The sequence below is a fragment of the Pedobacter lithocola genome (genome assembly GCF_042650845.1).
GTDB classification, from domain to species: Bacteria; Bacteroidota; Bacteroidia; order Sphingobacteriales; family Sphingobacteriaceae; genus Pedobacter; species Pedobacter lithocola.
In genome coordinates this window covers 322,939-347,702 of record NZ_JBHSBW010000013.1, presented here as the reverse complement: position 1 = coordinate 347,702, position 24,764 = coordinate 322,939, and the positions used below count along the sequence as shown (strand labels likewise).

At 34.8% G+C, this 24,764-nt stretch carries 23 protein-coding genes; 6 read left to right on the top strand and 17 right to left on the bottom strand.

The genetic code is table 11. The annotated features are described in order from the left end of the window. Window positions 1-45: 45 nt before the first annotated feature. The 4 genes from miaA to ACFOWA_RS15500 form a co-directional block, all read right to left on the bottom strand. Window positions 46-951, bottom strand: a complete 906-nt coding sequence (gene miaA, locus ACFOWA_RS15515) for a tRNA (adenosine(37)-N6)-dimethylallyltransferase MiaA (protein ID WP_378986723.1) — start codon at window positions 949-951, stop codon at window positions 46-48. A gap of 67 nt (window positions 952-1,018) precedes the next feature. Further along, window positions 1,019-1,663 carry an IS1096 element passenger TnpR family protein gene (locus ACFOWA_RS15510; RefSeq protein WP_378986721.1) on the bottom strand — a complete coding sequence of 215 codons (645 nt, stop codon included), beginning with the start codon at window positions 1,661-1,663 and terminating at the stop codon, window positions 1,019-1,021. Between the two features lie 85 nt (window positions 1,664-1,748). Continuing rightward, the gene (locus tag ACFOWA_RS15505; protein ID WP_378986719.1) at window positions 1,749-3,155 is read right to left on the bottom strand and encodes a CCA tRNA nucleotidyltransferase; all 1,407 of its coding nucleotides are present in this window, start codon (window positions 3,153-3,155) and stop codon (window positions 1,749-1,751) included. Window positions 3,156-3,252: 97 nt separating this feature from the next. After that, entirely contained in the window at window positions 3,253-3,819 is a 567-nt protein-coding gene (locus tag ACFOWA_RS15500; protein ID WP_378986717.1) for an L-threonylcarbamoyladenylate synthase, read from the bottom strand. Window positions 3,820-4,012: 193 nt separating this feature from the next. Here ACFOWA_RS15500 and ACFOWA_RS15495 point away from each other — a divergent pair, with 193 nt between their 5' ends. Next, entirely contained in the window at window positions 4,013-4,579 is a 567-nt protein-coding gene (locus tag ACFOWA_RS15495) for a DUF4136 domain-containing protein (RefSeq protein ID WP_378986715.1), read from the top strand. 2 nt (window positions 4,580-4,581) lie between these two features. Here ACFOWA_RS15495 and ACFOWA_RS15490 read toward each other — a convergent pair whose 3' ends face one another. Together ACFOWA_RS15490 and ACFOWA_RS15485 are read right to left on the bottom strand one after the other, a co-directional pair. Continuing rightward, window positions 4,582-5,697, bottom strand: coding sequence for a glycosyltransferase family 4 protein (locus ACFOWA_RS15490; protein WP_378986713.1), 1,116 nt, complete (start codon window positions 5,695-5,697; stop codon window positions 4,582-4,584). A gap of 77 nt (window positions 5,698-5,774) precedes the next feature. Further along, window positions 5,775-6,593, bottom strand: a complete 819-nt coding sequence (locus ACFOWA_RS15485; protein WP_378986711.1) for a 2,3,4,5-tetrahydropyridine-2,6-dicarboxylate N-succinyltransferase — start codon at window positions 6,591-6,593, stop codon at window positions 5,775-5,777. Window positions 6,594-6,773: 180 nt separating this feature from the next. Here ACFOWA_RS15485 and ACFOWA_RS15480 point away from each other — a divergent pair, with 180 nt between their 5' ends. After that, complete coding sequence (locus tag ACFOWA_RS15480) at window positions 6,774-7,178, top strand: RNA-binding S4 domain-containing protein (protein ID WP_378986709.1); 405 nt, start codon at window positions 6,774-6,776, stop codon at window positions 7,176-7,178. 34 nt (window positions 7,179-7,212) lie between these two features. On the opposite strand, the gene ACFOWA_RS15475 is transcribed toward ACFOWA_RS15480, so the two are convergent. The 3 genes from ACFOWA_RS15475 to ACFOWA_RS15465 form a co-directional block, all read right to left on the bottom strand. Continuing rightward, complete coding sequence (locus tag ACFOWA_RS15475) at window positions 7,213-7,986, bottom strand: EcsC family protein (protein WP_378986707.1); 774 nt, start codon at window positions 7,984-7,986, stop codon at window positions 7,213-7,215. A 56-nt stretch (window positions 7,987-8,042) separates the two neighbouring features. Continuing rightward, window positions 8,043-8,525: a nucleoside deaminase gene (locus ACFOWA_RS15470; RefSeq protein WP_378986705.1), complete on the bottom strand. Its 483-nt coding sequence runs from the start codon at window positions 8,523-8,525 to the stop codon at window positions 8,043-8,045. Window positions 8,526-8,593: 68 nt separating this feature from the next. Beyond that, window positions 8,594-9,190, bottom strand: a complete 597-nt coding sequence (locus ACFOWA_RS15465; protein WP_378986703.1) for an OmpH family outer membrane protein — start codon at window positions 9,188-9,190, stop codon at window positions 8,594-8,596. 532 nt (window positions 9,191-9,722) lie between these two features. Here ACFOWA_RS15465 and gyrB point away from each other — a divergent pair. Further along, window positions 9,723-11,681, top strand: a complete 1,959-nt coding sequence (gene gyrB / locus ACFOWA_RS15460; RefSeq protein ID WP_378986701.1) for a DNA topoisomerase (ATP-hydrolyzing) subunit B — start codon at window positions 9,723-9,725, stop codon at window positions 11,679-11,681. A gap of 213 nt (window positions 11,682-11,894) precedes the next feature. On the opposite strand, the gene ACFOWA_RS15455 is transcribed toward gyrB, so the two are convergent. The 7 genes from ACFOWA_RS15455 to mdh form a co-directional block, all read right to left on the bottom strand. Beyond that, window positions 11,895-12,821 carry a bestrophin family protein gene (locus ACFOWA_RS15455; protein ID WP_378986699.1) on the bottom strand — a complete coding sequence of 309 codons (927 nt, stop codon included), beginning with the start codon at window positions 12,819-12,821 and terminating at the stop codon, window positions 11,895-11,897. Window positions 12,822-12,848: 27 nt separating this feature from the next. Next, window positions 12,849-13,346: a hypothetical protein gene (locus ACFOWA_RS15450; RefSeq protein ID WP_378986697.1), complete on the bottom strand. Its 498-nt coding sequence runs from the start codon at window positions 13,344-13,346 to the stop codon at window positions 12,849-12,851. Between the two features lie 226 nt (window positions 13,347-13,572). Further along, window positions 13,573-14,925 (bottom strand): HAMP domain-containing sensor histidine kinase, encoded by a 1,353-nt coding sequence (locus tag ACFOWA_RS15445; protein WP_378986695.1) that lies wholly within the window; start codon window positions 14,923-14,925, stop codon window positions 13,573-13,575. Beyond that, the gene (locus tag ACFOWA_RS15440; protein ID WP_378986693.1) at window positions 14,925-15,602 is read right to left on the bottom strand and encodes a response regulator transcription factor; all 678 of its coding nucleotides are present in this window, start codon (window positions 15,600-15,602) and stop codon (window positions 14,925-14,927) included. Before ACFOWA_RS15440 ends, ACFOWA_RS15445 begins: the two co-directional genes overlap by 1 nt. Window positions 15,603-15,772: 170 nt before the next feature. Next, window positions 15,773-16,312, bottom strand: a complete 540-nt coding sequence (locus tag ACFOWA_RS15435) for an SRPBCC family protein (RefSeq protein WP_378986691.1) — start codon at window positions 16,310-16,312, stop codon at window positions 15,773-15,775. Window positions 16,313-16,391: 79 nt separating this feature from the next. Further along, window positions 16,392-16,676, bottom strand: coding sequence for a hypothetical protein (locus ACFOWA_RS15430; protein ID WP_378986689.1), 285 nt, complete (start codon window positions 16,674-16,676; stop codon window positions 16,392-16,394). A gap of 270 nt (window positions 16,677-16,946) precedes the next feature. Next, entirely contained in the window at window positions 16,947-17,885 is a 939-nt protein-coding gene (gene mdh / locus ACFOWA_RS15425) for a malate dehydrogenase (RefSeq protein ID WP_378986687.1), read from the bottom strand. Between the two features lie 120 nt (window positions 17,886-18,005). Between mdh and ACFOWA_RS15420 the strand changes: the two genes are divergently transcribed. Then, a complete protein-coding gene (locus ACFOWA_RS15420) occupies window positions 18,006-18,551 on the top strand; it encodes a lipocalin family protein (RefSeq protein WP_378986685.1) in 546 nt (181 codons plus the stop codon). Between the two features lie 26 nt (window positions 18,552-18,577). Continuing rightward, the gene (locus tag ACFOWA_RS15415) at window positions 18,578-19,030 is read left to right on the top strand and encodes a lipocalin family protein (protein WP_378986683.1); all 453 of its coding nucleotides are present in this window, start codon (window positions 18,578-18,580) and stop codon (window positions 19,028-19,030) included. Window positions 19,031-19,050: 20 nt separating this feature from the next. Here the strand turns inward: ACFOWA_RS15415 and ACFOWA_RS15410 are convergent, their stop codons facing one another. Next, a complete protein-coding gene (locus tag ACFOWA_RS15410; RefSeq protein WP_378986681.1) occupies window positions 19,051-20,085 on the bottom strand; it encodes a S41 family peptidase in 1,035 nt (344 codons plus the stop codon). Window positions 20,086-20,322: 237 nt separating this feature from the next. On the opposite strand from ACFOWA_RS15410, the gene dnaE reads away from it, so the two are divergent. After that, complete coding sequence (gene dnaE / locus ACFOWA_RS15405; protein ID WP_378986679.1) at window positions 20,323-24,756, top strand: DNA polymerase III subunit alpha; 4,434 nt, start codon at window positions 20,323-20,325, stop codon at window positions 24,754-24,756. The last annotated feature ends 8 nt before the right edge of the window (window positions 24,757-24,764 follow it).

Sequence of the window (24,764 nt, the reverse complement as noted above, 5' to 3'; positions counted from 1 at the left end):
CGAAAAAGGCCTTGATTATTTCAAGGCCTTTTTCATTTATATCATTTAACCTATTAATTCAATAACCTTCTCAACTTCATCAGGTTCAAACCACGTAATTTCCTCGTCTCGCCTAAACCAAGTTAATTGCCGTTTTGCAAATCTTCTGGTATTCTGTTTAATGGATGAAACGGCATCATCAAAAGAAATTTTTCCATCAAGATATTCAAATAACTCACTGTACCCAACTGTATTTAGGGCGTTGTATTTTCGGTATTGCACTAATGATTTTACCTCCTCCAGCAATCCTTGAGTTATCATTTCATCTACTCTTTTATTAATTCTATCGTAAAGTTGGGCTCTATCTGTATTCAATCCAATTTTTATTATATTAAATGGTCTTTCTTTTTTTGTAGCAGAAAGCATCGATGATAGTTTTTTCCCTGTAGAAAGAAATACTTCCAATCCTCTAATCATTCGCTGTGGATTGTTTTGATCTACTTTATCAAAATACTCTTGGTCATAACTTTTTAGCTGCGCCTGAATTGCTTCTAAACCTTCTTCCTCAAATTGCTCATTTAGTTTTGCTCTGATTTCAAGGTTAATTTCAGGCATTTCATCTAAACCATTAATCACTGCATTAATGTAGAGTCCGGAACCACCAACCATTATTGCGGTATCGTGATTAAGAAAGATTTGCTCTATAACTTTTAAAGCCTCTATTTCAAAATCTCCTGTACTAAAAAGTTTTTTTACGCTGTGAGAGTTAATAAAATGATGTTTTACGGCTGCTAATTCATTTAAATTAGGTTTTGCAGTTCCAATTTCCATCTCTTTGAAAAACTGACGAGAATCTGCGGAGATAATTTCGGTGCGGAAATACTTAGCCACTTCAATTGCCAAAGCGGTTTTACCGATTGCGGTTGGGCCAACGATAACAATTAGTGTTTTAGATTTGTGGCTTGTTGGCATTAGGTTTAGGTATAAAAAAACTGCCGGGGGTAATCCGACAGTTCTAATTTTAAGCTAAATTTTAAATTTAGTAATCGTCTTTATGGGTGTCTTCTTCAAAACCTTCGCTATCTGAAAATTCATCACCAAATTCATCAGCAACCTCGGTATCATCTTCTTCATCACGCTCTTCTTCGTTAATGCCCATTTCGCCCATAGCCTCTAATTCATCTGTATCTTCTGGAACGAAGTTTAATTCATTAAGAAAGTCAAATTCGCTAGGAGCAGTAATACCTGGATCTACAATTGATGGACTATTAGGGGTTAAAATTTTTGGAGCATCACCAGAGCTTTTTGCTAAAAAAGGGTATTGAATATTAGGGTCTGCATCCAAAATAATCTTCACAAGTTCTACATGAAAATCGAATGGGCGATCAAAATTGTACGTGTAATAAAATTTTTGATGTGGGTCTTCGATAAATCCACTTAGTTTAGAGTTTTCCATTAAAACCACTCTATCTTTTTTACGTTCGCTGGGTAAATATGCAATTTCATCGCCCTTTAACCAATTATCGGTGCTAACATAAAATGATGAAGATTTTTCTGCATTATATCCTGTTGATTTATGAATTGCCTTGTGCAAATCTTCAAAAGTCTGGTTAGATTTAATGTCGATCTCTCTCACTACATCGTCAAAATCTTCGAAAGTAATTTTAAATTTATAAATTGCCATTATTGTTTATTGGTGCTGTAAAAATAAAGTTATTTTGTTTATCGCAAAACAGAAAATGAGACAAAAAGTTGTTTTTCGATGCAAATTATTTATTAACAGGATTTAATCCCATTTGTTTCGCCATATTTAGCATAAAATTAAACGCTTCTTCGTAATCGTTTGTTATCTCTCCTTCTAAAATTGCCTCACGAATGGCAGTTTTTATTTGGCCGACTTCTTTTCCTGCTTCAAGTGCAAACGTTTCCATAATATCATTGCCTGTAATAGGAGGTTGCCAATTTCTAATTTTGTCGCGTTCCTCAACATCTTTTAGTTTTTGCTTAACCAATTCGAAATTACTACGATATTTTGTTTTCTTATATTCGTTTTTGGTAGTTACATCGGCATTGCAAAGCAACATTAAGCTTTCTATTTCTTCTCCAGCATCAAATAACAAACGACGTACTGCAGAATCTGTCACGATATCCTGAGCCAAAACTATTGGCCTTAAATGCAATTGTACCAGTTTTTGTACAAACTTCATTTTTTCGTTAAGCGGCAGCTTTAATGTGGTAAAGATTTTTGGAACCATTCGTGCACCTTTATCTTCGTGACCGTGAAAAGTCCATCCGTGTCCTTCTTCAAAACGTTTGGTTGCAGGTTTGGCTATGTCGTGTAAAATTGCTGCCCAGCGTAACCATAAATCATCTGTATCTGCACAAATGTTATCTAAAACTTCAAGTGTATGGTAAAAATTATCTTTGTGGCCTTTCCCTTTAATTACATCAACCCCGTAAAGCTGTGCCATTTGAGGAAAGATTATTTGTAAAAGGCCGGTATCGAATAGAAGTTTAAACCCAATTGAAGGTTTATTCGATAAAATAATTTTATTTATCTCGTCGGTAATCCGCTCTTTTGATACAATATTAATCCGCTCCTTTTGGGTTTTGATTGCATTAATTGCTTCCTCATCAATTGTAAAATTTAGCTGTGATGCAAATCTAATTGCCCGCATCATTCGAAGTGGATCATCCGAAAAGGTTATTTCAGGATTAAGCGGTGTTCGAATTATTTTCTGTTCTAAATCTTTGATGCCATCAAATGGATCTAAAAGTTGCCCGAAATGATTTGCGTTCAAATTAATTGCTAAAGCATTTATGGTAAAATCTCGTCGAAGTTGGTCATCTTCTAATGTACCATCTTCTACAATGGGTTTTCTTGATTCTAAACGATATGATTCTTTTCTCGCTCCAACAAATTCTACCTCTAAATCTTGAACTTTAATGTTAGCGGTACCGAAATTTTTAAATACAGCAACTTTTGTATTTAATTTTCTTCCTACAGCTTCTGCGTATGCTATTCCACTTCCAACAACTACAATGTCAATATCTTTCGATGTGCGATTTAAAAATAAATCGCGGACAAACCCTCCGATTACATAAGCTTCAGTTTGATTCTTATCGGCAATGGCAGATAATGTTTTAAAAATTGGGTTTTGTAAGTGTTGTTGCATTAATTTTAAAAGCTGTTAGGGCACTATGAGTATTTGTCTTTTTAAATGAGAATTATACAGACAATATCGAAAAAAGTGAGATGCAAAAATAGCAAAATTACTTACGAATGAACTCAAACTGTCCACCAGGTGCAAGTTTCATTATCGTTGATGGTTTTCTCAATGTACGGTCTTCCTGCTCAAAATCTACGATATAATCAACAGCTTTTGTAATTGAAGCACTTACATCATCAAAGTTTTTAGGTGATGGTTCGCCGCTTAAATTGGCTGAGGTAGAAACGATTGGTTTACGGAATCTTTGAATAAGTGCAGTACAGAAATCATGTTTTACAACTCTAATTCCAACGCTACCATCTTCATTAATTACATTAGCTGCTAAGTTTTTTGCGCCAGAAAATATAATGGTAAGTGGATTTTCTGCATATTCAATTAAATCATAAGCCACTTCTGGAACTTCATTAATGTAGCTTTGAATTTTGTTATCATTATCTAAAAGAATTATTACACTTTTCTCTTTTGGTCGGTTTTTGATCTTAAGTATTTTATCTACCGCATCTGGGTTTGTTGCATCACATCCTAATCCCCAAATAGTGTCGGTAGGGTATAAGATAACTCCTCCCGATTTGAGTGTTTCTAAAGCCTTATTAATTTCATCTATAAGCATAGCACAAAGGTAGTTTTTAAAACAATATGTTAAATCTCCTAATGGCTCTAATATTTAACATTTGACATAAAACAAAGGCATTTTACAAGCGTTTAAGATTAACTATCTTAGTGTAAAAATGATTACTTTATTTCACTTTCAAATTTATTATAGGTATTTTTATTTAGGTTATTAAACACAAAACACATTGTAAATGAAAACATTCCAAAAATTATTAATGCTAGTTACGGTAGTAATTGCATTAGCAGGGTGTTCATCACTCCGCACCGCATCCGATTTTGATAAGGACATTGATTTAAGCAGCTATAAAACTTATAATTTTTATGATAAGGGGATAGCGAAGGTTAAGCTGAACAATCTTGATAAAAGAAGGTTAATGGCAGCAGTAGAAACTCAAATGAATGCCAAAGGTTTCACCAAATCTACCAGTCCGGATTTACTTGTTAATTTAGTAGTTGTTGCCCGAGAAAGAACAGATTTTTATGGTCCTGGCTATTACGGTGGCTGGGGTTGGGGCGGCGGCTGGGGCTGGCGAGGTGGTTGGGGAGGCTGGGGCTGGGGAGGCTCAACCTTTGCTAATCAATACATTGAAGGAACAATTATTATCGATTTCCTGGATCCAGCTAAGAAAATATTATTCTGGCATGGTCAAGGTTCTGGTTTTAACTTAGATAGCTTTAACAAAAGAGAAGAACGGTTAAATACTGGAGTAAAAGAAATCTTAGCTCAATACCCAACCAAAACAATGGCTACTAAATAAATTTAAGCTAAAATACTTTTATAACAACTAATTAATTGTTGAGTTAATAAAGGGCTGTTGAATTTCTGAACGAATTCCAGCCCTTTTGTTTTCATCTCATTCTGTAAATTAGTTGATGAAAGAACTCTATTTATAGCTATAGCCAATTCATCCTTATTGTTTGGATTTATATAAATGCCATTAGGTCCGCCGGCTTCTTCTAAACATGAACCGGTAGCTGCTATTGTAGGAATCCCAGAATATAAAGCCTCAATAATAGGAATTCCGAAACCTTCATAAAATGACGGGTAAACGAATAAACTTGCCATTTGATAAATTCCTGGCAAATCTGCAAAAGGTATATTTTCAAGAAAAATTATTCTTTTTTGTAGCTGTAATTTTTCAATTTCGTTTTCAACAATTTTAAAATAACTTGTTTTTTTTCCTATTACAACCAATATATAATCCTCAGCAACATCTTTTAATGCCTGAATAATTAGTTTCACATTTTTTCTTTCTTCAATCGTACCTACATTAAGAATGAATTTATCAGGAAGTTTATACTTGGCTTTAATTCTACTTAAGGTTGCTGTATCAAAAGGTTTTTTAAAACCATCATCGCAGCTTTGATAAATCACATCAATTTTATCGGCTCCAACACCGTAAAATTCGATAATGTCTGCTTTAGTTTTCTCACTTATTGCAATAATTTTATCAGCTCGGTTACAAGCAGATTTGCTTTTCCAATCGTAAATTTTTCTATCGATATATTTATAATATTGCGGATAGCGAAGAAAGATTAAATCGTGAATGGTGACAACAGTTTTAATTCTGGTGTGTTGGATGGCGAAAGGAATTTCATAACTTAATCCATGAAAAAGCTGCACTTCATCTTTAACTAAATCTTTTAAAATATTTAAGCTTCTCCATAAAAAGCTTCCATTTTGAGGAAGTTTTAAGGTGATTTTTTCATTTGAAAAAAAAGAATCAATTTGCTTAGCAAATTTTACTTTTGGCGAGTAAACCAAATATTCATTTTCGGGAAAATCCTTAGCCAAAGCGTCTATCAAAGAGCGGCTATAATTGCCCAAACCTGTTAAATTGTTTGCAGCACGTTTTCCATCGAAACCGATTTTCATAAAGGTGAAAGGTTTAAGGTAAAAGGTTTAAGGCTTTGGGTGTTGCCTTAAACCCCAAACCCTATACCTTAAATCATTTATACTGCTACATTATTTTCTCTCAACGCATCGTTAAGTGAAGTTTTTTTATCTGTACTTTCTTTACGTTTGCCAATGATTAATGCGCATGGAACTTGAAAATCTCCGGCAGGGAATTTTTTAGTATAGCTACCAGGAATTACAACAGAACGAGCAGGCACAATACCTTTATATTCTACAGGTGTTGGTCCGGTTACATCAATAATTTTGGTAGATGCTGTTAACACAACATTCGCACCTAAAACCACTTCTTTTTCTAATTTAACGCCTTCAACAACAATTGCTCTAGAGCCTAAAAAACAATCATCTTCAATAATAACAGGAGCAGCCTGAACCGGTTCTAAAACACCGCCAATGCCAACACCACCACTTAAATGTACACGTTTACCAATTTGCGCACATGAGCCTACAGTCGCCCAGGTATCTACCATCGTACCCTCATCAACATAAGCACCAATATTTACGTATGATGGCATCATAATTACACCTTTAGCTAAAAATGAACCATAACGAGCACTTGCCATTGGTACAACACGTACACCAGTTGTTTTATAGTCGGTTTTTAAATCCATTTTATCGTGGTAAACAAAAGGGCCGCTTTTAATTTCTTTCATCTCACGAATCGGAAAATATAATATTACAGCTTTTTTTACCCACTCATTAATGCCCCAAGAGTTTAAAACAGGTTCAGCAACACGAATTTCACCTTTATCTAATCCCATAATTACGGCTTCGATGGCTTCGCAATAGTTGCTATATTGTAAAAGGGTTCTATCTTCCCAAGCGGCTTCAATTAATTTCTTTAAATCTGAATACATTTTCTTTTTAAATTTTACGCAAAATAACTTAAAATTTTCGGTTTTTTAGTTTTTTAGGTGTTTGGTTTTTTGAGTTTTGGTTGCTTAACTTTGATTTTTAGTTTTTTGAATTTTTTTAAGAAAATAGAACAATTTACACTTTAGCTAAGCACAATCAATCAAATAACGAATAAACCACAAATGGCAGAGATAGAAAAACTTAGGATAGATAAATATTTGTGGGCAATAAGGCTTTTTAAAACCAGAAGTTTAGCAACCGATGCCTGCAAGGCAGGTAGGGTTAAATTAAAAGGTCAAAATATAAAACCATCCGCAATTGTAAAAATCGGTGATGTTTATTCGGTATCAAAAGGTATTGAGAAAAAAATAATTGAAGTGGTAGAATTTTCTTTTAATAGAACTGATTCGCCAACGGCTTTAACCAAGTATAAAGATTTAACACCGATAGAAGAAACACATGCTTTTAAATCTGCATTTCATGCACCAAATTTAAAGCGGGATAGGGGAACAGGCAGACCAACCAAAAAGGATAGAAGGGAAACTGATGATTTAATTGGTGGTTTATTTGAAGATGATGACGATTAATGCAGTTTTTAGTTTTAGTTTTCAATTCTCGACTTCAATCTTCAGTTCTTAGCTGATGAATTTCTTTAGTTTGCATATTAATAACTCCATATTGTAAATTGAAATGCCTCATTCTGTAACTCATCATAGCTGTTTTTCCCAATCGTTCTATTAGCTTATAATTGGCAATAGCACCCACAGCTGCACCAACAAATGGTAACATTTGGGCAAGCTTTGCCAAGTCAATATAATCGCGATATTGCTGTTGAAAAGTTAACCAGTCAAATTCATTGATATTGGTAGGCAATAAATGAGCAGTATTATCCCAGTTTTCCATCTTTAAAAAAATATTTTTACTTTCTTCTTTGCTCGAAAATGCCAATTGGAATATGTGTAGGATAAATAAACGTTCGCGATAATCCTTAACATCATAGCCATATACAGCAGCAATATCAAAGAGCATTTTCATTTTAATGCCAAGCAGCAAAGGGAAATCAGCAAGACTCATTAAAAAACCGCCTGCACCAGTAATTCCACCTTCGGCGGCTCCTGTTTTTTTATAGCTATCTATTTTCTGTTTAATTAATGCTTCACGGTGCATTAAGGTTAAATCAGCTACAGGTTTTGATGTAGTAAAAGTTGAACCAAAAAGTACAGCCTTTACCATTTGCTTTATTGCTGCAGTTATTCCATCATGTATTTTATCGGGAATATAACTGTTAATTTTCTTTTGAACCTTATCTGTAACTTTATTAAAAAGAGATGGCTTTTTTAGGGTTTTATACTTCCAGAATTCCAATTCGTTGGTTATCTTTTGATTATAAGTCATGCCGTTTTTTTATAGTTAGATTTTGATACAGAACTTTTGTTTCAAAGCGTTTAAAACTAATATTCAATTCGCATTGGCGATTGTTCCCAAAGTTTAAATGCTTCCATGGCTTCATCTCTCATTAGTTGTACAATTGGGAGCGTTCGCTGTTCCATTGGCTTTTCTAATTCCTCATAAATTAATTTATCATCAAAGCCAATATGTGCTGCATCTGCTTTAGTATTTGCGTAATAAATTGTCTTAATTCTCGACCAATAAATTGCTCCCAAGCACATTGGGCAAGGCTCACAACTGGTATAAATGATACAACCATTCAAATCAAAGGTATTGAGTTCTTCGCAGGCTAATCTTATTGCAGAAATTTCTGCATGTGCAGTTGGGTCGTTGGTTGTGGTTACCTTATTTGCCGATTGAGCAATAATTTTCCCATCTTTTGCAATTACGGCACCAAACGGACCGCCAATATGCTCACTTACATTTTGTATAGATAGCTTAACCGCTATCTGCATAAACTCTTTATGTTGTTCAATGTTTTCCATCCTAAATTTTAAACAAAAAAAATGCCCCGATTGTTCAGGGCATTTCTATTATGTGATTTTGAAGATTCCTATTTTTTAGTGTAATCTGCGTTTAAGCCTTTAATTACTTCAGATGTAACATCTAAACTTTCATCAGCAAATAAAATTGCACTATTACCTTTAGAGTAAGTTAAAACCATCTTATAGCCTTTCTCTTTCGCATATCCTTTTAAATAAGTAGCAACCTTATCGTATAATTTTTCATTTTCTGCAGCTTGCTCATTTTGTAAAGCACCACCTGCATTTTGCTGATACGTTTGTAACTCTTGTTGTTTACGACCCAAACGCTCTTCAGTAGATTTACGAACATCGGCCGCTAATGAGCCTGCAGTTTGTTGATATTGAGCTACTTCTCTTTGAAATGCCTGAGTTTTAGCTTGCATATCTGCTTGTGCACTTTTCGATTTACTTTCAAACTTAACTTTTAAGTCTTTATAGTAGTCGTATTTAGTTAATAACGAATCCGAATTTACAAATACGATTTTTTCATCAGCAGAAACAGCTGCGGTACTATCTGTTTTTTTAGTTTCAGTTGTTTTAGCGTCTTTGTTTTGGCATGCAGAAAAAGCAGTAATTAAAGCTGCAGTAGCAAATAAACCAAAGGTTTTGAAGGTTCTTCTTTCCATTATTATTTAATAAATTTCAGCAAAGATAAAAATGATAATTAAGTATGCAATAAATACTTTTAGGGCATAAACTTTTATATAGTAATTGTTTACAGTTTAAGTTAACGAAGGTTTACACTTATATATTATTTGAAAAGCAGATACTGTAGTTTATTTTAACGGTATTCCCGCTAGCCGCTTTACTTCGCATTTCAGCCGAAGGCTGATGCTACGTGTTCGCTTTTGTCGGGTTTAGGTGGCGCAGCAGCCCATGCTAAAATCCGCAGTTGCAGGGAGCGGAATTAACCTAAAAGCGGAAGATTTTATTATTTAAACCCGATTGAAATGAAAAGCGCCCGATTCTTCATCGGGCCTTGTAATGGAAAGCGGGAGTAACATCTAATTAAAACACAGGTTTTGCTTTCCAAAACATCATTTAAACTGCCATGAAGGCTATTTATGCTTAGTTAGTGTTGGTTCCAAAACTTATCCACATATTAGTTTTATTGCTGAAATTTCCGTATTTTTGATTCTTATTATGTTTAAATAAAATATGAGCGAAGAACAAGATTTAAAGTCAAATTATTCGGCAGATAATATACAGGTTTTAGAAGGTTTGGAAGCGGTGCGTAAGCGCCCTTCGATGTATATAGGTGATACTGGTGTTAAAGGTTTGCACCATTTGGTTTACGAGGTTGTAGATAACTCTATTGATGAGGCTTTGGCTGGTCATGCAGATACAATCGATGTAAGAATTTTAGAAGGAAACTCAATCAGAGTTGAAGATAATGGTCGTGGTATTCCGACTGGAATTAACACTAAAGAGAATAAATCTGCATTAGAAATCGTAATGACGGTTTTACACGCAGGCGGTAAGTTTGATAAAGATACCTATAAGGTTTCGGGTGGTTTACACGGTGTTGGGGTAAGTTGCGTAAACGCATTATCTACACATTTAAAAGCCGAAGTACACCGTGAAGGTAAAATTTGGATGCAGGAATACAACATTGGTAAGCCTTTATATGATGTGAAGGAAACTGGTGTAACCGATAAAAGAGGTACAATTGTAACTTTTAGTCCGGATGCTACAATATTTACACAAACAACTGAATATAAGTACGATACATTGGCTAGTCGCTTACGTGAATTGGCTTTTTTAAATAAGGGAATTAAATTAACTTTAACAGATGAGCGCGAAACTTTGGAAGACGGTAGTTTTCTTTCTGAAGTTTTTCAATCAGAAGGTGGTTTAAAAGAGTTTGTTACATTTTTAGATGGAACCCGTGCGTCTTTCTTGCCAGAACCAATTTATATCGATGGAATTAAAAATGGTGTACCGGTTGAATTGGCTTTTCAATACAACGATAGTTACTCAGAAAACGTTCACTCTTACGTAAACAACATTAATACGCATGAAGGTGGAACGCACATTGCGGGTTTCCGTAGAGGTTTAACACGTACTTTAAAAAGTTATGCTGATAAATCAGGTTTGTTAAAAAACCTGAAGATGGAAATTACCGGTGATGACTTTAGAGAAGGTTTAACCGCTGTTGTTTCTGTAAAGGTGCAAGAGCCGCAATTTGAAGGTCAAACCAAAACCAAATTGGGTAATACCGAGGTAATGGGTGCGGTTGATATTGCTGTTGGTGAGGCATTAGGAGCTTATTTGGAAGAAAATCCAAAAGAAGCAAAAATGATTGTTAACAAAGTTATTTTAGCTGCTACTGCTCGTGCTGCTGCTCGTAAAGCACGCGAAATGGTTCAACGTAAAAGTGTTATGGGTGGTTCGGGTTTACCTGGTAAGCTTGCCGATTGTGCTGATAGCGATCCTGTAAAATGTGAAATTTATTTAGTAGAGGGAGATTCTGCGGGTGGAACAGCTAAGCAAGGTCGTGATAGAAATATTCAAGCGATTTTACCTTTAAAAGGTAAGATTTTGAACGTTGAAAAGGCCATGGAGCACAAGATTTACGAAAACGACGAGATTAAAAATATGTTTACGGCAATTGGTGTAAGCATAGGTACTCCAGAAGATGATAAGGCTTTGAACATGACGAAGTTACGTTACCACAAAATCGTAATCATGACGGATGCTGATATTGATGGTAGTCACATAACAACCTTGATTTTGACATTTTTCTACCGTTACATGCGGGCTTTAATTGAAGCTGGTTATGTTTACATTGCATCTCCACCTCTTTATCAAGTTAAAAAAGGTAAGGAGTTTGAATATTGCTGGAATGACACACAACGCGATGCGGCTGTACAAAGAATTAAAGGTAATGGTAAAGAAGATAGCGTTCACATTCAACGATATAAAGGTTTAGGTGAGATGAATGCGGAACAACTTTGGGATACCACTTTGAATCCTGCTACGCGTACACTTTTACAAGCTACTATAGAAAGTGCTGCAGAATGCGACCATACTTTTTCTATGCTAATGGGCGATGAAGTTGCACCACGTAGAGAATTTATTGAGCGTAATGCTAAATATGCAAAAATCGATGCTTAATTTAAGGTAAAAGCTAAAAGATTAAAGCTGAAAGCGAATAAAAATAAAAACCTCTGTCAAGTTAAAACTTGCAGAGGTTTTTTATTTTAAAATTGATAATTATTAAAGTCAACTATCAAACTTCCAAAATCTACAATCTATCCAGGTAGCAGATTTATGGATTAACTAACCACCTGCAAAAGCAGGTATCTACTAAAAATCAAAGACCTTTATTTATAAAATATAATAAGACCCAACTGGGGCCAATTCCGTTTGAGGCTTATCTTCATATAATTTATTATCATCCAACATTTGGCATAAATCCCTTTCTATTGTTCTGCAAATGGTTGTTGTTGGGGTATCCGTTGGTTTGTTTTCAAAGGGATCTTGTAAATGAACAGCCATTTTTTCTACAAGTAAGAAAAATGCAGCTATTGCAACAACTAATGGCACTTCCATATATCCAAAGTATTCTATTAAACCAAAAGGCAATAAAACAATAAATAAGTGAATAGACATGCTAATGTATTTGCTGTAAGTTACCGGGAAAACCGTGTTTTTAATACGTTCGGAGCCTCCCATGTGGTTACAGAGTGCAGATATTGTTTTATCAATTTCTATCTGTTGGTATTTATTAATCCAACCTTCTTGCAACGCTTTCTTTAAATCCATTCCATGTAATTCTAACAAAGTTGTAGTTACGTTTTTACGGTTTTTAATAAAAGCCATGTCTTCGGCGGTTAGGTATTCTTCTAATCCTTTTCTTGGGCTAAAACCTCTTAAAGCTTGACTTAATGCAAAACACCATGCAATTTGGCGTTTAATAAAGTGTGCTTTAAATTGCTCAATATCGTTTTGATTGTATGGATTATCTACAAAAGATAAAATTTGGCGAGCGATTGACCTGGAATCGTTAACTATTGCTCCCCATAAAATTCTTGCTTCCCACCATCTATCATAAGCTTGATTGGAACGGAAAGCGAGTAAAAGGGATATAATTGTTCCTAATAAAGCTGGTACAGCGACAGGAATTGATATCCGCGTAACATGAAAATTCTGATATAGAATTACAATACCTACTGAATATGCAATTACAAAAAGCAACTCTTTTTTGATTTTTCCGAATATATAGGTGAGCGGAACATTATTTCGTAATAGCATGATATTTGATTTTAGAGGATATATTAATTACGCATTTACTTCTTGCATTTCAGCTTCGTAAATTTTTGTCTCGATGAGATTTTCTGAAGGATGAACGGTCATAACATTTAAGTTAAGCACCTTGCAGCCAGAACGCTCTCCCAAATATTTAGGGTCGATGCTGTATTTATTGATTGGGGTAAATTTGTAATCTTTTAGAAAGGCAATTGCATTTACATCAAAGGCTTCTAAAAAGTTTTTGAAGGCGGCAACAGTGCTACCATAAAAATATTCTATACCAATAGTGTTAATATTGCTTTGATATTTAGTTTTATATTCATTTAAAAGTGCGTAAAACTCATCGCTTACGTTTTCATAATCGCGGCTTCGGCGACTAAGCATAAGCATATCGGTAATAGAATCTGAAAGTTTAAATGCATGAACAAATATCAGATTTAATTTTTCGCCAGCTAGATTTTGAACCAGAGCATCGATTACTTTGGTACTTTCTAAATTGAAGTCGGTAGGAATTAATACTGTTTTCATAGCCATTATGTTGTATAGATAAATTGATTAATTATTTATACAAGTTTAAGCCGATGATATTATAGCGAAATAAGAGCGAGATTAAAATTAGATTAGAATTTTAAAAGGAGGGAAGATGGATGACGGAAGATGGTTGATGGAAAATGGATGATAGAAGATGAGAAGTTTTACACTATAACCTAACAAACTAACCAACCAAAAAACAAACTAACCATCTAAAACACCACTACCCTTTAATAGGCAAAATAATTTTTATTTCTGTACCAATTCCTTCTTTTGATTTTATAGCGATACTTCCTCTATGTAACCGGATGATGTTTAGTGATAACGGTAAACCAACGCCGTATCCTTTAAATTTATTGGTATTCGATGCACGATAGAAAGGTTCAAAAATATGCTGAATGTCTGAGTCTGGTATGCCAATACCTTGATCTGTTACGGCTATAGATAATAAATTGGTTTTACTTTCTAGTGTTATGTTAACAGGTTTATAATCAGAATATTTACATGCGTTACTTACTATATTTGTAATCGCCAGCTTGATTAAGTTTTTATTAATCCTAAGCGTAATCAGGTCTTCGTCATCTGGTAAGGTGCTAAAATCAATCTCAATTTTACTATTAGGATGGACCTGATTTACGGCGTCTTTTATTTCCCATAGTAGTTCATCCATTCTAACCATTTCCCACGGTTGGTTTTTGCCGTTAAAGCCAGATTGCGCCAAACCTAATAAACTGGTTAATATGGTATTTAATCGCTCAGATTCATCTTTAATTTTTAATAAAGCATAGTGTTGCTTTTCCGAATCATCTTTGGCTTTCATAGCCAATTCTACCTCACCGCTAATAATGGTTAGTGGCGTTCTTAATTCATGCGAAGCATTGCTTATAAAATTATTTTGAGTTTCGAAAGCAGTTTCTAAGCGATTAAGCATGTTATTAAAGGTTTGAGCCAGTTGCGACATTTCATCACTTCCTTCTTTAACTTCTAAACGCATGTGTAAATTTTCGGCCTTTATTTTTTTAACGCTTTTTATCACGTTTCTTAATGGCATAAGCATGTAATTCGAAAACTTCCATCCAACTATAAAGGATAAAATGACCGAAAGAAAGAAACCTATGATGAGAATTTTTTGTAAATCCTTTAATTCACGAAAACCAACGGGGTCATTTGCTGAAACAATAACAATGTAGCCTTTTTGCGGATTTTTAAAATATTTTCCAGCATAGAAGTGGTTATCTACCCGGTAACGTGCTGTAAAACCTGCGTTTATTCTATCATAAAAACTTCGTGGTAAAACTCTATCAACTTTTATGTCGGGTTTTCCGGCTTCGATGATGTATTCTCTTTCTGCGGGCAATCGTTCCAAATACTGATTACGCATTTTTGCATAAACATCATTATTATCATCTTCATAAAGTTTGATTTGAGCTGCGATATTTACCCTCGCCTCTAAACGCTTGTAAAAATCTTCGAAAGCGAAATCGTTAGAAAAATACCAAACAAAGCCACTTAATAAAGAAATAATTACTGCAGATAATATGGCAAAGAGTAAGGTGATTTTTTTCGCAATTTCCATTATCTTTCCTTTAAAACGTAGCCTAAACCAACGGCTGTATGGATAAGCTTATGCTCTGAATTTTTATCTATCTTTTTACGAAGATAATTTACGTAAACGTCAACTACATTAGTGCCAAGATTAAAATCAATATCCCAAACACTTTCTAAAATATCAATTCGCGAAAGAATTTTTGATTTATTTTTCGCCATATACTCTAATAACCGATATTCTGTAGCTGTTAATACAATTTCCTTCTCATTGCGTTTAACCGTTTTGGCGCTAACATTAATCTGTAAATCGGCGATGGTTATAATTTGATCGAGCGAAACTATTCCGCCGTATCGCCTTAACAGCGTTCTTATTCTGGCAAAAAGTTCTGCAAATTTAAAGGGTTTAATAAGGTAATCATCTGCTCCGTTATCTAATCCGTTAACAATGTTTTCGGTAGTGCCCAAGGCAGTTAGCATTATAATCGGCGTGTTTGGCTTTTGCTCTTTAATTATCTTGCAAAGTTCAAGCCCATTAATTCCTGGCAACATAATATCTAGCATAATTAAATCAAAGTGATTTTCTAATGCCATCTGTTTGCCAATTAATCCATCAGGTGCTATGCTAACGGTAAAACCTTCGTCCGTTAAACCTCTCGAAACCACCGAAACTACATTTGGTTCATCTTCTACAAGCAGTAAATTCATCTGATGGCAAATAATTTAAAAAATAGGGTAATTCAAAATTTTAATTTAAGAAAACTAAAATTAACTGTTTTTTAACGCAATGCTTACATAATTGTTTGTTTATCAATCAATCCAAACAAAAACGCTTCTTTAATTTATTAAGAAGCTTTGTATTTAAGTTATTGTACAGATTAAATTTCCTTTTCGGATTTTGCTTTCAAACTGGCTAAACCGCTTTCAAAATCTTTTCCAATCATTTTATCCATGCCGCCCATAATAAGGCACATCCATTTGCTAATTAAGTTATTTTCGCCGCTCATTGTCCAGGTAACTTTGTTGCCATTTCCTTCCGGCTTTATGTCAAATTTTGTATCTGCTTGGCTTTCAAAAGGTTCTTTAAACAATAAATCGATATCAACCTGTTTGTTGAGTTCAACTTTTATGATTTTCATTTGTCCTGAACCAGTTTCTTTTCCTACCCAAGCGTATAAATGTTCTGGCTGTTCTGGTGTGCCAGCGAATGATACTTTAGCAGTTGGTTCCATTTTGGCCCAAGGATTCCATTTATAAAATTCATTAAAATCAGCAATATTTTTGTAAATAACGCTATCAGGAGCATTGATTATTGATGACCTGGATACAGAATAGGTTTTCGGCAAGAACATTCCGCCTACAAGGATTATGATAGCCAGTACCACGATAATTCCTAATAAAGTTTTTAAGATTCTCATATTAAATTTGTTTGGTTATTTAAACTTAAACAGAAACCTCTTTATATCAAAATGTTAATTGGTTTGATTTCAATTACATTTACTTATATAATTTAAGATTTAATTTATCATAATTAATTACGGCGTTGTACTTCATTAAAATATCGCCACCAATAATGCCCGAAATTGGTGGGTGTCCAAATTGCTGGTAAGTATCTGTAACCGATTGCAAATCAAAAGCCACAGTTTCGTAATTCTTAATTTTTAGCGAACCTATTTTAACCTCTGGAATGGTAGCTTGAATGGTTGTTGTTGTAGTGAAAAGTGTAGCCGCATTTATCTCGTCCGATACGTGTAAAGTTTCGGAAAGATGCTGCTCTATCAATCATTTATCGAATACACTTCGTGATGCTCCGGTATCTAAGACAACGAAATGCTTTTGCTTAAAAACAACAATTTCCACCAAAAGGTGGAAACCATCGTCTTGTAAGTTTATAAGTTTTAATGGAATATTAATTGATTTCATTCTTTTTTTACCACCTAAAACACCATAGTTTCGAGTGTTATATTACTTCTATTATTTGATATTATGAGGTTTTTCTTAGGTAACTTAGGTGGTTAAATTTATTATTGGTGCTCAAAGTGATTAAATATATTACACCAATTTCATATCTGCCAATACGCTATTCATATTCCTCACCGCATCAGCACTTTTATTAAATGCAGCTTGCTCATCGTCGGTTAATTTAAAATCGATAATTTTTTCCCAGCCGTTACGACCAATAATTACCGGAACACCTAAGCAAATATCTTGCTGACCGTATTCGCCTTCCAATGATACACAGCAGGTAAATAATTTTTTCTCATCACGTATAATTGCTTCAACAAGTGCTGCGCCAGCTGCTCCAGGAGCATACCATGCAGAAGTACCAATTAAACCTGTTAATGTTGCACCACCAACCATAGTATCTGCAGCTACTTTATCAAGCGTAGCTTTATCTAATAAATTGCTAACCGGTAAACTTTGGTATGTAGCCAAACGTGTTAACGGAATCATAGTAGTATCGCCGTGGCCACCAATAACAAAACCTTGCAAATCACTCGGGTTGCAATCTAACGCTTGCGATAAATAGAACTTAAATCGTGAACTGTCTAAAGTTCCACCCATACCTATAATTCGGTTTTTAGGTAAGCCTAAAGATTTTAAGGCTAAATATGTCATCGTATCCATCGGATTACTGATAACGATTATAATGGTTTCGGGCGAGTATTTTAAAATGTTTTCGGCAACACCTTTAACAATACCTGCATTTATTCCGATTAATTCTTCTCTCGTCATCCCCGGCTTACGAGGTAAACCAGATGTAATCACTACCACATCAGAACCTGCAGTTTTGCTGTAATCGTTTGTTACGCCAGTAATTTTAGTATCAAAACCCAAAAGGGTAGCCGTTTGCATCATATCAATTGCTTTACCTTCGGCAAAGCCTTCTTTAATATCTAACAGAACAAGTTCATTTGCTAATTCTTTACGGGCAATATTATCTGCGCATGTTGCGCCAACTGCGCCTGCACCTACAACCGTTACTTTCATATTTTCTTATTTTTGGTTTTGCTGTTCGTTAATTATATCGAAGTTAAAAATAAATATAGGGTTAAAAAACCCTTTTCAAAACTTTATAATTACCGAACTGTTAATATTTGAAATAAAATTATGAAATCGAGAAAAATTACTTTTCTATACGTGTTAACGCTTTTCTTGTCAATTTCAGTTTTAACATCCTTTAAAAATCATTCTAACGTTGCTAATATGGATAACAAGCCTATTGATAAAATTGATTTTAAAAAATTTCAGGGAAAATGGTATTCGCTAACCAGCATTCCTACGGCTTTAGACAAGAAGTGGCGCAAAACAATCGAAAATTATACCTTAAAGGATAATCACTTTGATGTTTTTACAACATACTATAAAATTGGAAATCCGAAAGAGCAGTCTATAAAATCTAAATTATTCTTTTATGCCGATAAGCCTGATGGCGATATGAAAGCGCAATTTTTGTGGCCATTTAAAATCAGCTACCTAGTGCTCGAACTGCCAGAAGATTACAGTTATGTAGTTATCGGACATCAGGATAAGAAGTATTTATTCATCATGAGTAGAAAGCCTGTTATGGAAAAAAACTTAATGACTGCCATAATCGAAAGGTGCAGAAAGAATGGATACGATGTTGATAAACTGGTGAGCCAAGAACACAATTAATACCAACAATTTCAAAATCAATTACAATGGAAAATAAACCTATTTCAAATATCGACTTAAAGGCTTTTGAAGGAAAATGGTATTCTTTATATTCAATACCAACTTTAATGGATAAAAATTGGAGACAAACCACAGAAACATATACTTTAACAGAGGATGACCATTTCGATGTTTTAACTACTTATCGCAAAGAAGGTAAGGACGAAGAAAAATCAATTACATCTAAGCTGTTTTTTGAAGATGAAAAGGCGGATGGAGATATGAAAGCTCAATTTTTATGGCCATTTAAAATTGGTTACTGGATTATTGAACTGGCAGATGATTATAGCTATGTTGTTGTTGGTCATCCTGATAAAGAATATCTTTTTATTATGGCCCGTGAACCAAAAATGGAAGCAGATTTATTGGTGCATATAATAGAAAGATGCAGACTTAAAGGTTACGATGTTAGCGAATTGGTAAGTCAGGAGCATTTTTAATAGTTCTAGATTTTAATGTTTTATTCTTTGTTATCTATAAATTCTATTGCCTGCTGAATATTTTTATCGAGTCGTATATCATCAAAGTTATCTTGCTTGAATATTCGAATGTCGGGTAGAATCTTCTCATAATAATTTCCATTTCTATCACTATCAAACGAGGTTGTTAGCGCCATTGTAATATTAAAGGGCAATTTACAGGCTATATTCCCCGTTGTTGCGCCGTATGTACTTTCTCCAATAAACTTAGTATTTGGTCTGCCTTTAAATGCCAATGCAACAACTTCCCCAGAACTTGCCGTAAACATTCCGGTTATAACACTCACTCTTTTTTTATCTAATAACTCCCCAATGGGATTAACAAAAGATATCATATTTGATTTTTCAATTAATTTTCCTTTATCTAATCTAAGCTTACTTTCTTGTTTTTTATCTCCGTTAAGTGAGCCACCAATTTCATTGTTTCCTAAAAAATCATAAAGCGCAAGTAACATTGGCCAAGAATTACCACCACTATTAAATCTTAAGTCAATAATCCAGCCTTCAATATGGTTTTCAGTTTTCAAAGCAGCTATTTTGTTGTACAATGGCTGCGCTATATTATGGATATTCTTAGCGCTCAAGTCAAATGATAACATAGCTGGAATTAGTATGTAACCATATTTATCATTTATTACTTTTACCTCAAATGCTGGTTTGGTATCATATTTCTTTTTCCACTGCTCACTATAATCCTCTTTTGAAATAGTTTTTCCTGTGGCAGAATATTTATTCTGCTTGTAATATACATTGCAGTGCGTTGCACCTATTTTGTCGAAAAGTTTTTTAATTTCAAGCAAGGAGTTTTGAAAAGTATTGTATTGCTTTAAATCTTGCTCAGTTTGCGATTCAATTAATTTCCAATTGATGTTTTCCTTGTGTATGTATCCGCTTTTTAAGGTTGAGAAAAGCTTATCATAAAATATTTTAATGCTGTCTTGCGCAGTTATTTTTTTTTGTGCACTCAAATCAAGCGATAAAACCAAAACAAAAATTATAGCAAGTAGTCTCTTCATCTGCATTCAAAAATTATTTATAGCTATAGACGAATATTTACGAATAATGGTTGCAAATCTTCTATAATTTCATCGATAATTAAAATGTACTTACTCTAAATATCAATCTTAAACATACAGTATCCATGCCATTATTTTAGAATTTTTGTTGATAAAATCCTGACAACATCAACCTTCTAATTTGCTATTTTTGAAGAACCGTAGATTTTCTACACGGCTAATTCTTTACCGCACAATATGTACTTAATTTTTGATACTGAAACCACTGGTTTGCCCCGTAATTACAATGCGCCAATTACCGATACTGATAATTGGCCACGTTGTATTCAAATTGCATGGCAGCTTCACGATGAGATGGGTAAGTTGGTTGAACATCAAGATTATTTAGTTAAGCCTGAGGGTTTTAACATTCCATATGATGCAGAACGGATTCATGGTATTTCTACTGAATTGGCAGAAGAGCAAGGTATAACCTTAGCCGAAGTATTAGTAAAATTTAATATAGTTTTATCGAAATCAAAGTTTATTGTTGGCCAAAATGTTGGTTTCGATGTAAACATTATGGGTAGCGAATTTTACCGTTTTGGTATAGAAAATCGCCTTGCAAAAATGCCTGTTTTAGATACCTGTACCGAAATCACCGCAAGCTTGCTAAAATTACCCGGTGGGCGTGGTGGTAAATTCAAATTACCAACCTTAACAGAATTACATTCTTACCTTTTTGGAGTGCCATTTAATGAGGCACATAATGCAACTGCGGATGTGGAGGCAACTACACGATGCTTTTTAGAATTGATAAAAAAGGAGGTTTTTACCAAAGAAGAATTACAGGTAGATGTAGCATATTTTCCTCGTTTTAGAGAGGTAAATCCAGCATCAATTCCTAGTTTTGGTATCCCACACGTTAATTTAAAATCAGCTTCTGATACAATTAGAAGGCGTTTGCAGCAATCAGAAGGTGGTGGTGTTTCCAAACAAGAACTTGCAGAAAATAAGCAAGAACTTGCTGCGGCAACATTTGTGCATTTACACAACCATACGCAGTTTTCTGTTTTACAAAGTACCATTAGCATCCCCGATTTGGTTAAGGCTGCGGCAGCTCAAAAAATGCCTGCAGTTGCAATGACAGACCATGCAAATATGATGGGTGCTTTTCATTTTGTATCAAACGTTTTAAATCATAATAAAGCAGCAGAAGCTAAAAATGCAGCTGCTATTGAAGCTGGTGAACGGCCAACTGAGGTAGTAATGACACCAATAATCGGTGTAGAGTTTTTTGTGTGCGATGACCATTTAAACAGAACCACAAAAGACAATGGATATCAAATGGTTTTTTTAGCGAAGAATAAAAAGGGCTACCATAACCTGGCAAAAATGTCCTCCATCGCATACACAAAAGGATTCTATTATGTACCACGGATTGATAGAAATGTTGTAGAGCAGTATAAGGAAGATATAATCGTCTTATCAGGTAACCTTTCGGGAGAGATAGCCAACAAGATTTTAAACATGGGAGAAAACCAGGCAGAAGAAGCATTGCTTTGGTGGAAGGCTCAATTTGGAACTGATTTTTATGTTGAGGTAATGCGCCACAACCAGGAAGATGAAAATAGAGTTAATACTTCTTTAATTTCTTTGGCTAAGAAACATGATGTAAAGCTAGTAGCAACAAATAACACTTATTACATAAACAAAAAAGATGCAAATGCTCATGATATTTTGCTTTGCGTAAAAGATGGCGAAAAACAGGCAACACCTATTGGTCGAGGTCGCGGTTATCGTTATGGTTTGCCAAATCAAGAATATTATTTCAAATCTCCTGAAGAGATGAAAGCGCTTTTTGCCGATTTACCGGAAGCAATTTTAAACATTCAGGAAATTGTTGATAAAATTGAAAGTTACCAGCTTGCTCGAGAAGTTTTGCTGCCAAAATTTGATATTCCTGAAGAATTTTTGGTGTCAGAAGATGAAGCGGATGGAGGCAAACGTGGTGAAAATAAATTCTTACGTTACCTTACATACGAAGGTGCGAAAAAACGTTATGCTACTTTAACGCCCGAAATTACCGATAGATTGGATTTCGAATTGGCTACGATTGAGAAAACCGGTTATCCGGGTTACTTCTTAATTGTGCAAGATTTTATTGCCGAAGCCAGAAGGAGAGATGTGTCGGTTGGTCCTGGTCGTGGTTCTGCGGCAGGTTCGGTAGTTGCTTATTGCTTGTGGATTACCAATATCGACCCACTAAAGTACGACTTACTTTTTGAGCGTTTCTTAAATCCCGATAGGGTTTCCATGCCCGATATTGATATCGATTTTGATGATGAAGGTCGCGGACGTGTAATGGAATATGTAATCAATAAATACGGTTCAAGTCAGGTTGCCCAGATTATTACTTATGGAACGATGGCTGCAAAATCGTCCATTCGCGATACCGCAAGGGTTTTGGATTTGCCTTTATTCGAAGCAGATAAAATTGCCAAGCTTATTCCAAATATGAAGCTGGCTAAAATTTTTAATCTGGATGAAAAAGCTTTAAAAGATGCTTTACGCCCGGATGAATATGAACGGGTTCAAGAGTTGAAAGCGATGGGGCTTGCAAAAGATTTAAGTGGCGAAACCATACAGCAAGCTCAGGTTTTAGAAGGTTCTTTAAGAAATACTGGTATTCATGCCTGTGGTGTAATTATTACACCAAGCGATATTACAAACTTTGTTCCTGTTGCTACAGCTAAGGATTCTGATTTATATGTTACCCAATTTGATAACTCGGTAGTAGAAAGCGCCGGATTATTAAAAATGGATTTTTTGGGTTTGAAAACCCTAACGCTTATTAAAGACACCGTAAAGCTGGTTAAAAAAAGACACGATATTTCTCTCGATCCAGATACTTTTCCAATTGATGACGTTTTGACTTACGAACTCTTTCAGCGAGGCGAAACCATCGGGATTTTTCAATATGAAAGTCCGGGTATGCAGAAATACATGAAGGAGTTGAAGCCAACTGTTTTCGACGATTTAATTGCCATGAACGCGTTGTATCGCCCGGGACCAATGGAGTACATTCCAAGTTTTGTTAAGCGTAAAAATGGCGAAGAAGACATAAAATACGACTTAGATGCTTGTGAAGAATATCTGAAAGAAACCTACGGTATTACAGTTTATCAAGAACAGGTGATGCTTTTGTCGCAAAAGTTAGCCGGTTTTACCAAAGGTGAAGCCGACGTTTTGCGTAAAGCAATGGGTAAAAAACAAAAAGACGTTCTTGATAAAATGAAACCAAAGTTTGTAAAGCAAGCCGCAGAAAAGGGGCATGATGCTACAACTTTAGAAAAAATCTGGAAGGATTGGGAAGCATTCGCTTCTTACGCTTTTAACAAATCTCACTCTACTTGTTACGCCTGGATTGCTTATCAAACAGCCTATTTAAAAGCACATTATCCGGCAGAATATATGGCTGCGGTACTCTCAAATAATATGAGCGATATAAAACAGGTTGCTTTCTTTATGGAAGAATGTCGGCAAATGGGAGTGGTAGTTTTAGGTCCTGATGTTAATGAATCTGATTTAAAGTTTTCTGTAAATGCGAAAGGCGAGGTTCGTTTTGGCATGTCGGCAGTAAAGGGCGTGGGCGAAAAGGCAGTAGAAAGTATTATCGAAGAACGTTTGGAGAATGGTCCTTATGCTACCGTTTACGATTTTGCAAAACGGTCTAACACCAGAATTGTAAATAAAAAAGCTTACGAAAGTTTTGTTTACAGCGGTGCTTTTGATGCATTTGGCGGTCATAGGGCACAGTATTTTTATATTGGTCCGAACGATAAAATGAATGGTATTGAAAAGATTATTAAGTATGCCAACGACTTTCAAAATAATGAAAGCACTTCACAAGGCTCATTATTTGGAGGTTCAAAAGCAGATATGATTTTAGAGCCAACATTACCTGTAGCTCCAGAATGGGCGTTAATGGATAGGCTTAAATATGAAAAGGATGCAATCGGAATTTTCCTTTCTGGTCATCCCTTAGATAATTATAAATTAGAACTCGATAAATTTTGTACGCATGGTGTTAGGCAACTAAGCATCATCAACAAAGTACGGATGGGCGATACAAATGAAGAAGTTTTAGCAGAATTTGAAAAGCTTAAAAACCGTGAATTATGTGTTGGTGGTTTGGTTGTTACTGCATCGCAAAGAATAACAAAAACGGGTAAACCCTTTGGTACTTTTGTTTTTGAAGATTACGAAGATGCATCGGAGATGGCTTTGTTTGGAGAGGATTTTTTAAAGTTTAAATCATTTTTAACGGAAGGATATTTCTTACAGATTAAAGGCAGGGTAGGTGAACGTTTCGGCAAAGCTGGTGATTGGGAATTTAAAATCACTTCGATTAATTTAATGTCTGAATTGAGGGATAAATTAACCAAAAGCATTACCATTCAAGTTCCTATCGAAAGAGTAAATGATGATTTGATGCGTCAGATTGAAGCGATTTTAGCAGACAATAAGGCAAACTCTGATCAACAAAACTGCCAGTTAAATTTCGCCGTTTTTGATAGTGAAAAACAGATAATGTTAGATTTACCTTCAAAAAATTTAAAAATTAATCCGAACAACAAATTCCTAGAACAATTGGTAGGTTTGAATGTTGTGAACTATAAGCTTAATTGAGTTAGAAG

What these genes read in the sequence shown, in the direction of transcription:
- miaA (WP_378986723.1), bottom strand. Translation starts at nt 951, where the DNA reads ATGCCAACAAGCCACAAATCTAAAACACTAATTGTTATCGTTGGCCCA.
- ACFOWA_RS15510 (WP_378986721.1), bottom strand. Translation starts at nt 1,663, where the DNA reads ATGGCAATTTATAAATTTAAAATTACTTTCGAAGATTTTGACGATGTA.
- ACFOWA_RS15505 (WP_378986719.1), bottom strand. Translation starts at nt 3,155, where the DNA reads ATGCAACAACACTTACAAAACCCAATTTTTAAAACATTATCTGCCATT.
- ACFOWA_RS15500 (WP_378986717.1), bottom strand. Translation starts at nt 3,819, where the DNA reads ATGCTTATAGATGAAATTAATAAGGCTTTAGAAACACTCAAATCGGGA.
- ACFOWA_RS15495 (WP_378986715.1), top strand. Translation starts at nt 4,013, where the DNA reads ATGAAAACATTCCAAAAATTATTAATGCTAGTTACGGTAGTAATTGCA.
- ACFOWA_RS15490 (WP_378986713.1), bottom strand. Translation starts at nt 5,697, where the DNA reads ATGAAAATCGGTTTCGATGGAAAACGTGCTGCAAACAATTTAACAGGT.
- ACFOWA_RS15485 (WP_378986711.1), bottom strand. Translation starts at nt 6,593, where the DNA reads ATGTATTCAGATTTAAAGAAATTAATTGAAGCCGCTTGGGAAGATAGA.
- ACFOWA_RS15480 (WP_378986709.1), top strand. Translation starts at nt 6,774, where the DNA reads ATGGCAGAGATAGAAAAACTTAGGATAGATAAATATTTGTGGGCAATA.
- ACFOWA_RS15475 (WP_378986707.1), bottom strand. Translation starts at nt 7,986, where the DNA reads ATGACTTATAATCAAAAGATAACCAACGAATTGGAATTCTGGAAGTAT.
- ACFOWA_RS15470 (WP_378986705.1), bottom strand. Translation starts at nt 8,525, where the DNA reads ATGGAAAACATTGAACAACATAAAGAGTTTATGCAGATAGCGGTTAAG.
- ACFOWA_RS15465 (WP_378986703.1), bottom strand. Translation starts at nt 9,190, where the DNA reads ATGGAAAGAAGAACCTTCAAAACCTTTGGTTTATTTGCTACTGCAGCT.
- gyrB (WP_378986701.1), top strand. Translation starts at nt 9,723, where the DNA reads ATGAGCGAAGAACAAGATTTAAAGTCAAATTATTCGGCAGATAATATA.
- ACFOWA_RS15455 (WP_378986699.1), bottom strand. Translation starts at nt 12,821, where the DNA reads ATGCTATTACGAAATAATGTTCCGCTCACCTATATATTCGGAAAAATC.
- ACFOWA_RS15450 (WP_378986697.1), bottom strand. Translation starts at nt 13,346, where the DNA reads ATGAAAACAGTATTAATTCCTACCGACTTCAATTTAGAAAGTACCAAA.
- ACFOWA_RS15445 (WP_378986695.1), bottom strand. Translation starts at nt 14,925, where the DNA reads ATGGAAATTGCGAAAAAAATCACCTTACTCTTTGCCATATTATCTGCA.
- ACFOWA_RS15440 (WP_378986693.1), bottom strand. Translation starts at nt 15,602, where the DNA reads ATGAATTTACTGCTTGTAGAAGATGAACCAAATGTAGTTTCGGTGGTT.
- ACFOWA_RS15435 (WP_378986691.1), bottom strand. Translation starts at nt 16,312, where the DNA reads ATGAGAATCTTAAAAACTTTATTAGGAATTATCGTGGTACTGGCTATC.
- mdh (WP_378986687.1), bottom strand. Translation starts at nt 17,885, where the DNA reads ATGAAAGTAACGGTTGTAGGTGCAGGCGCAGTTGGCGCAACATGCGCA.
- ACFOWA_RS15420 (WP_378986685.1), top strand. Translation starts at nt 18,006, where the DNA reads ATGAAATCGAGAAAAATTACTTTTCTATACGTGTTAACGCTTTTCTTG.
- ACFOWA_RS15415 (WP_378986683.1), top strand. Translation starts at nt 18,578, where the DNA reads ATGGAAAATAAACCTATTTCAAATATCGACTTAAAGGCTTTTGAAGGA.
- ACFOWA_RS15410 (WP_378986681.1), bottom strand. Translation starts at nt 20,085, where the DNA reads ATGAAGAGACTACTTGCTATAATTTTTGTTTTGGTTTTATCGCTTGAT.
- dnaE (WP_378986679.1), top strand. Translation starts at nt 20,323, where the DNA reads ATGTACTTAATTTTTGATACTGAAACCACTGGTTTGCCCCGTAATTAC.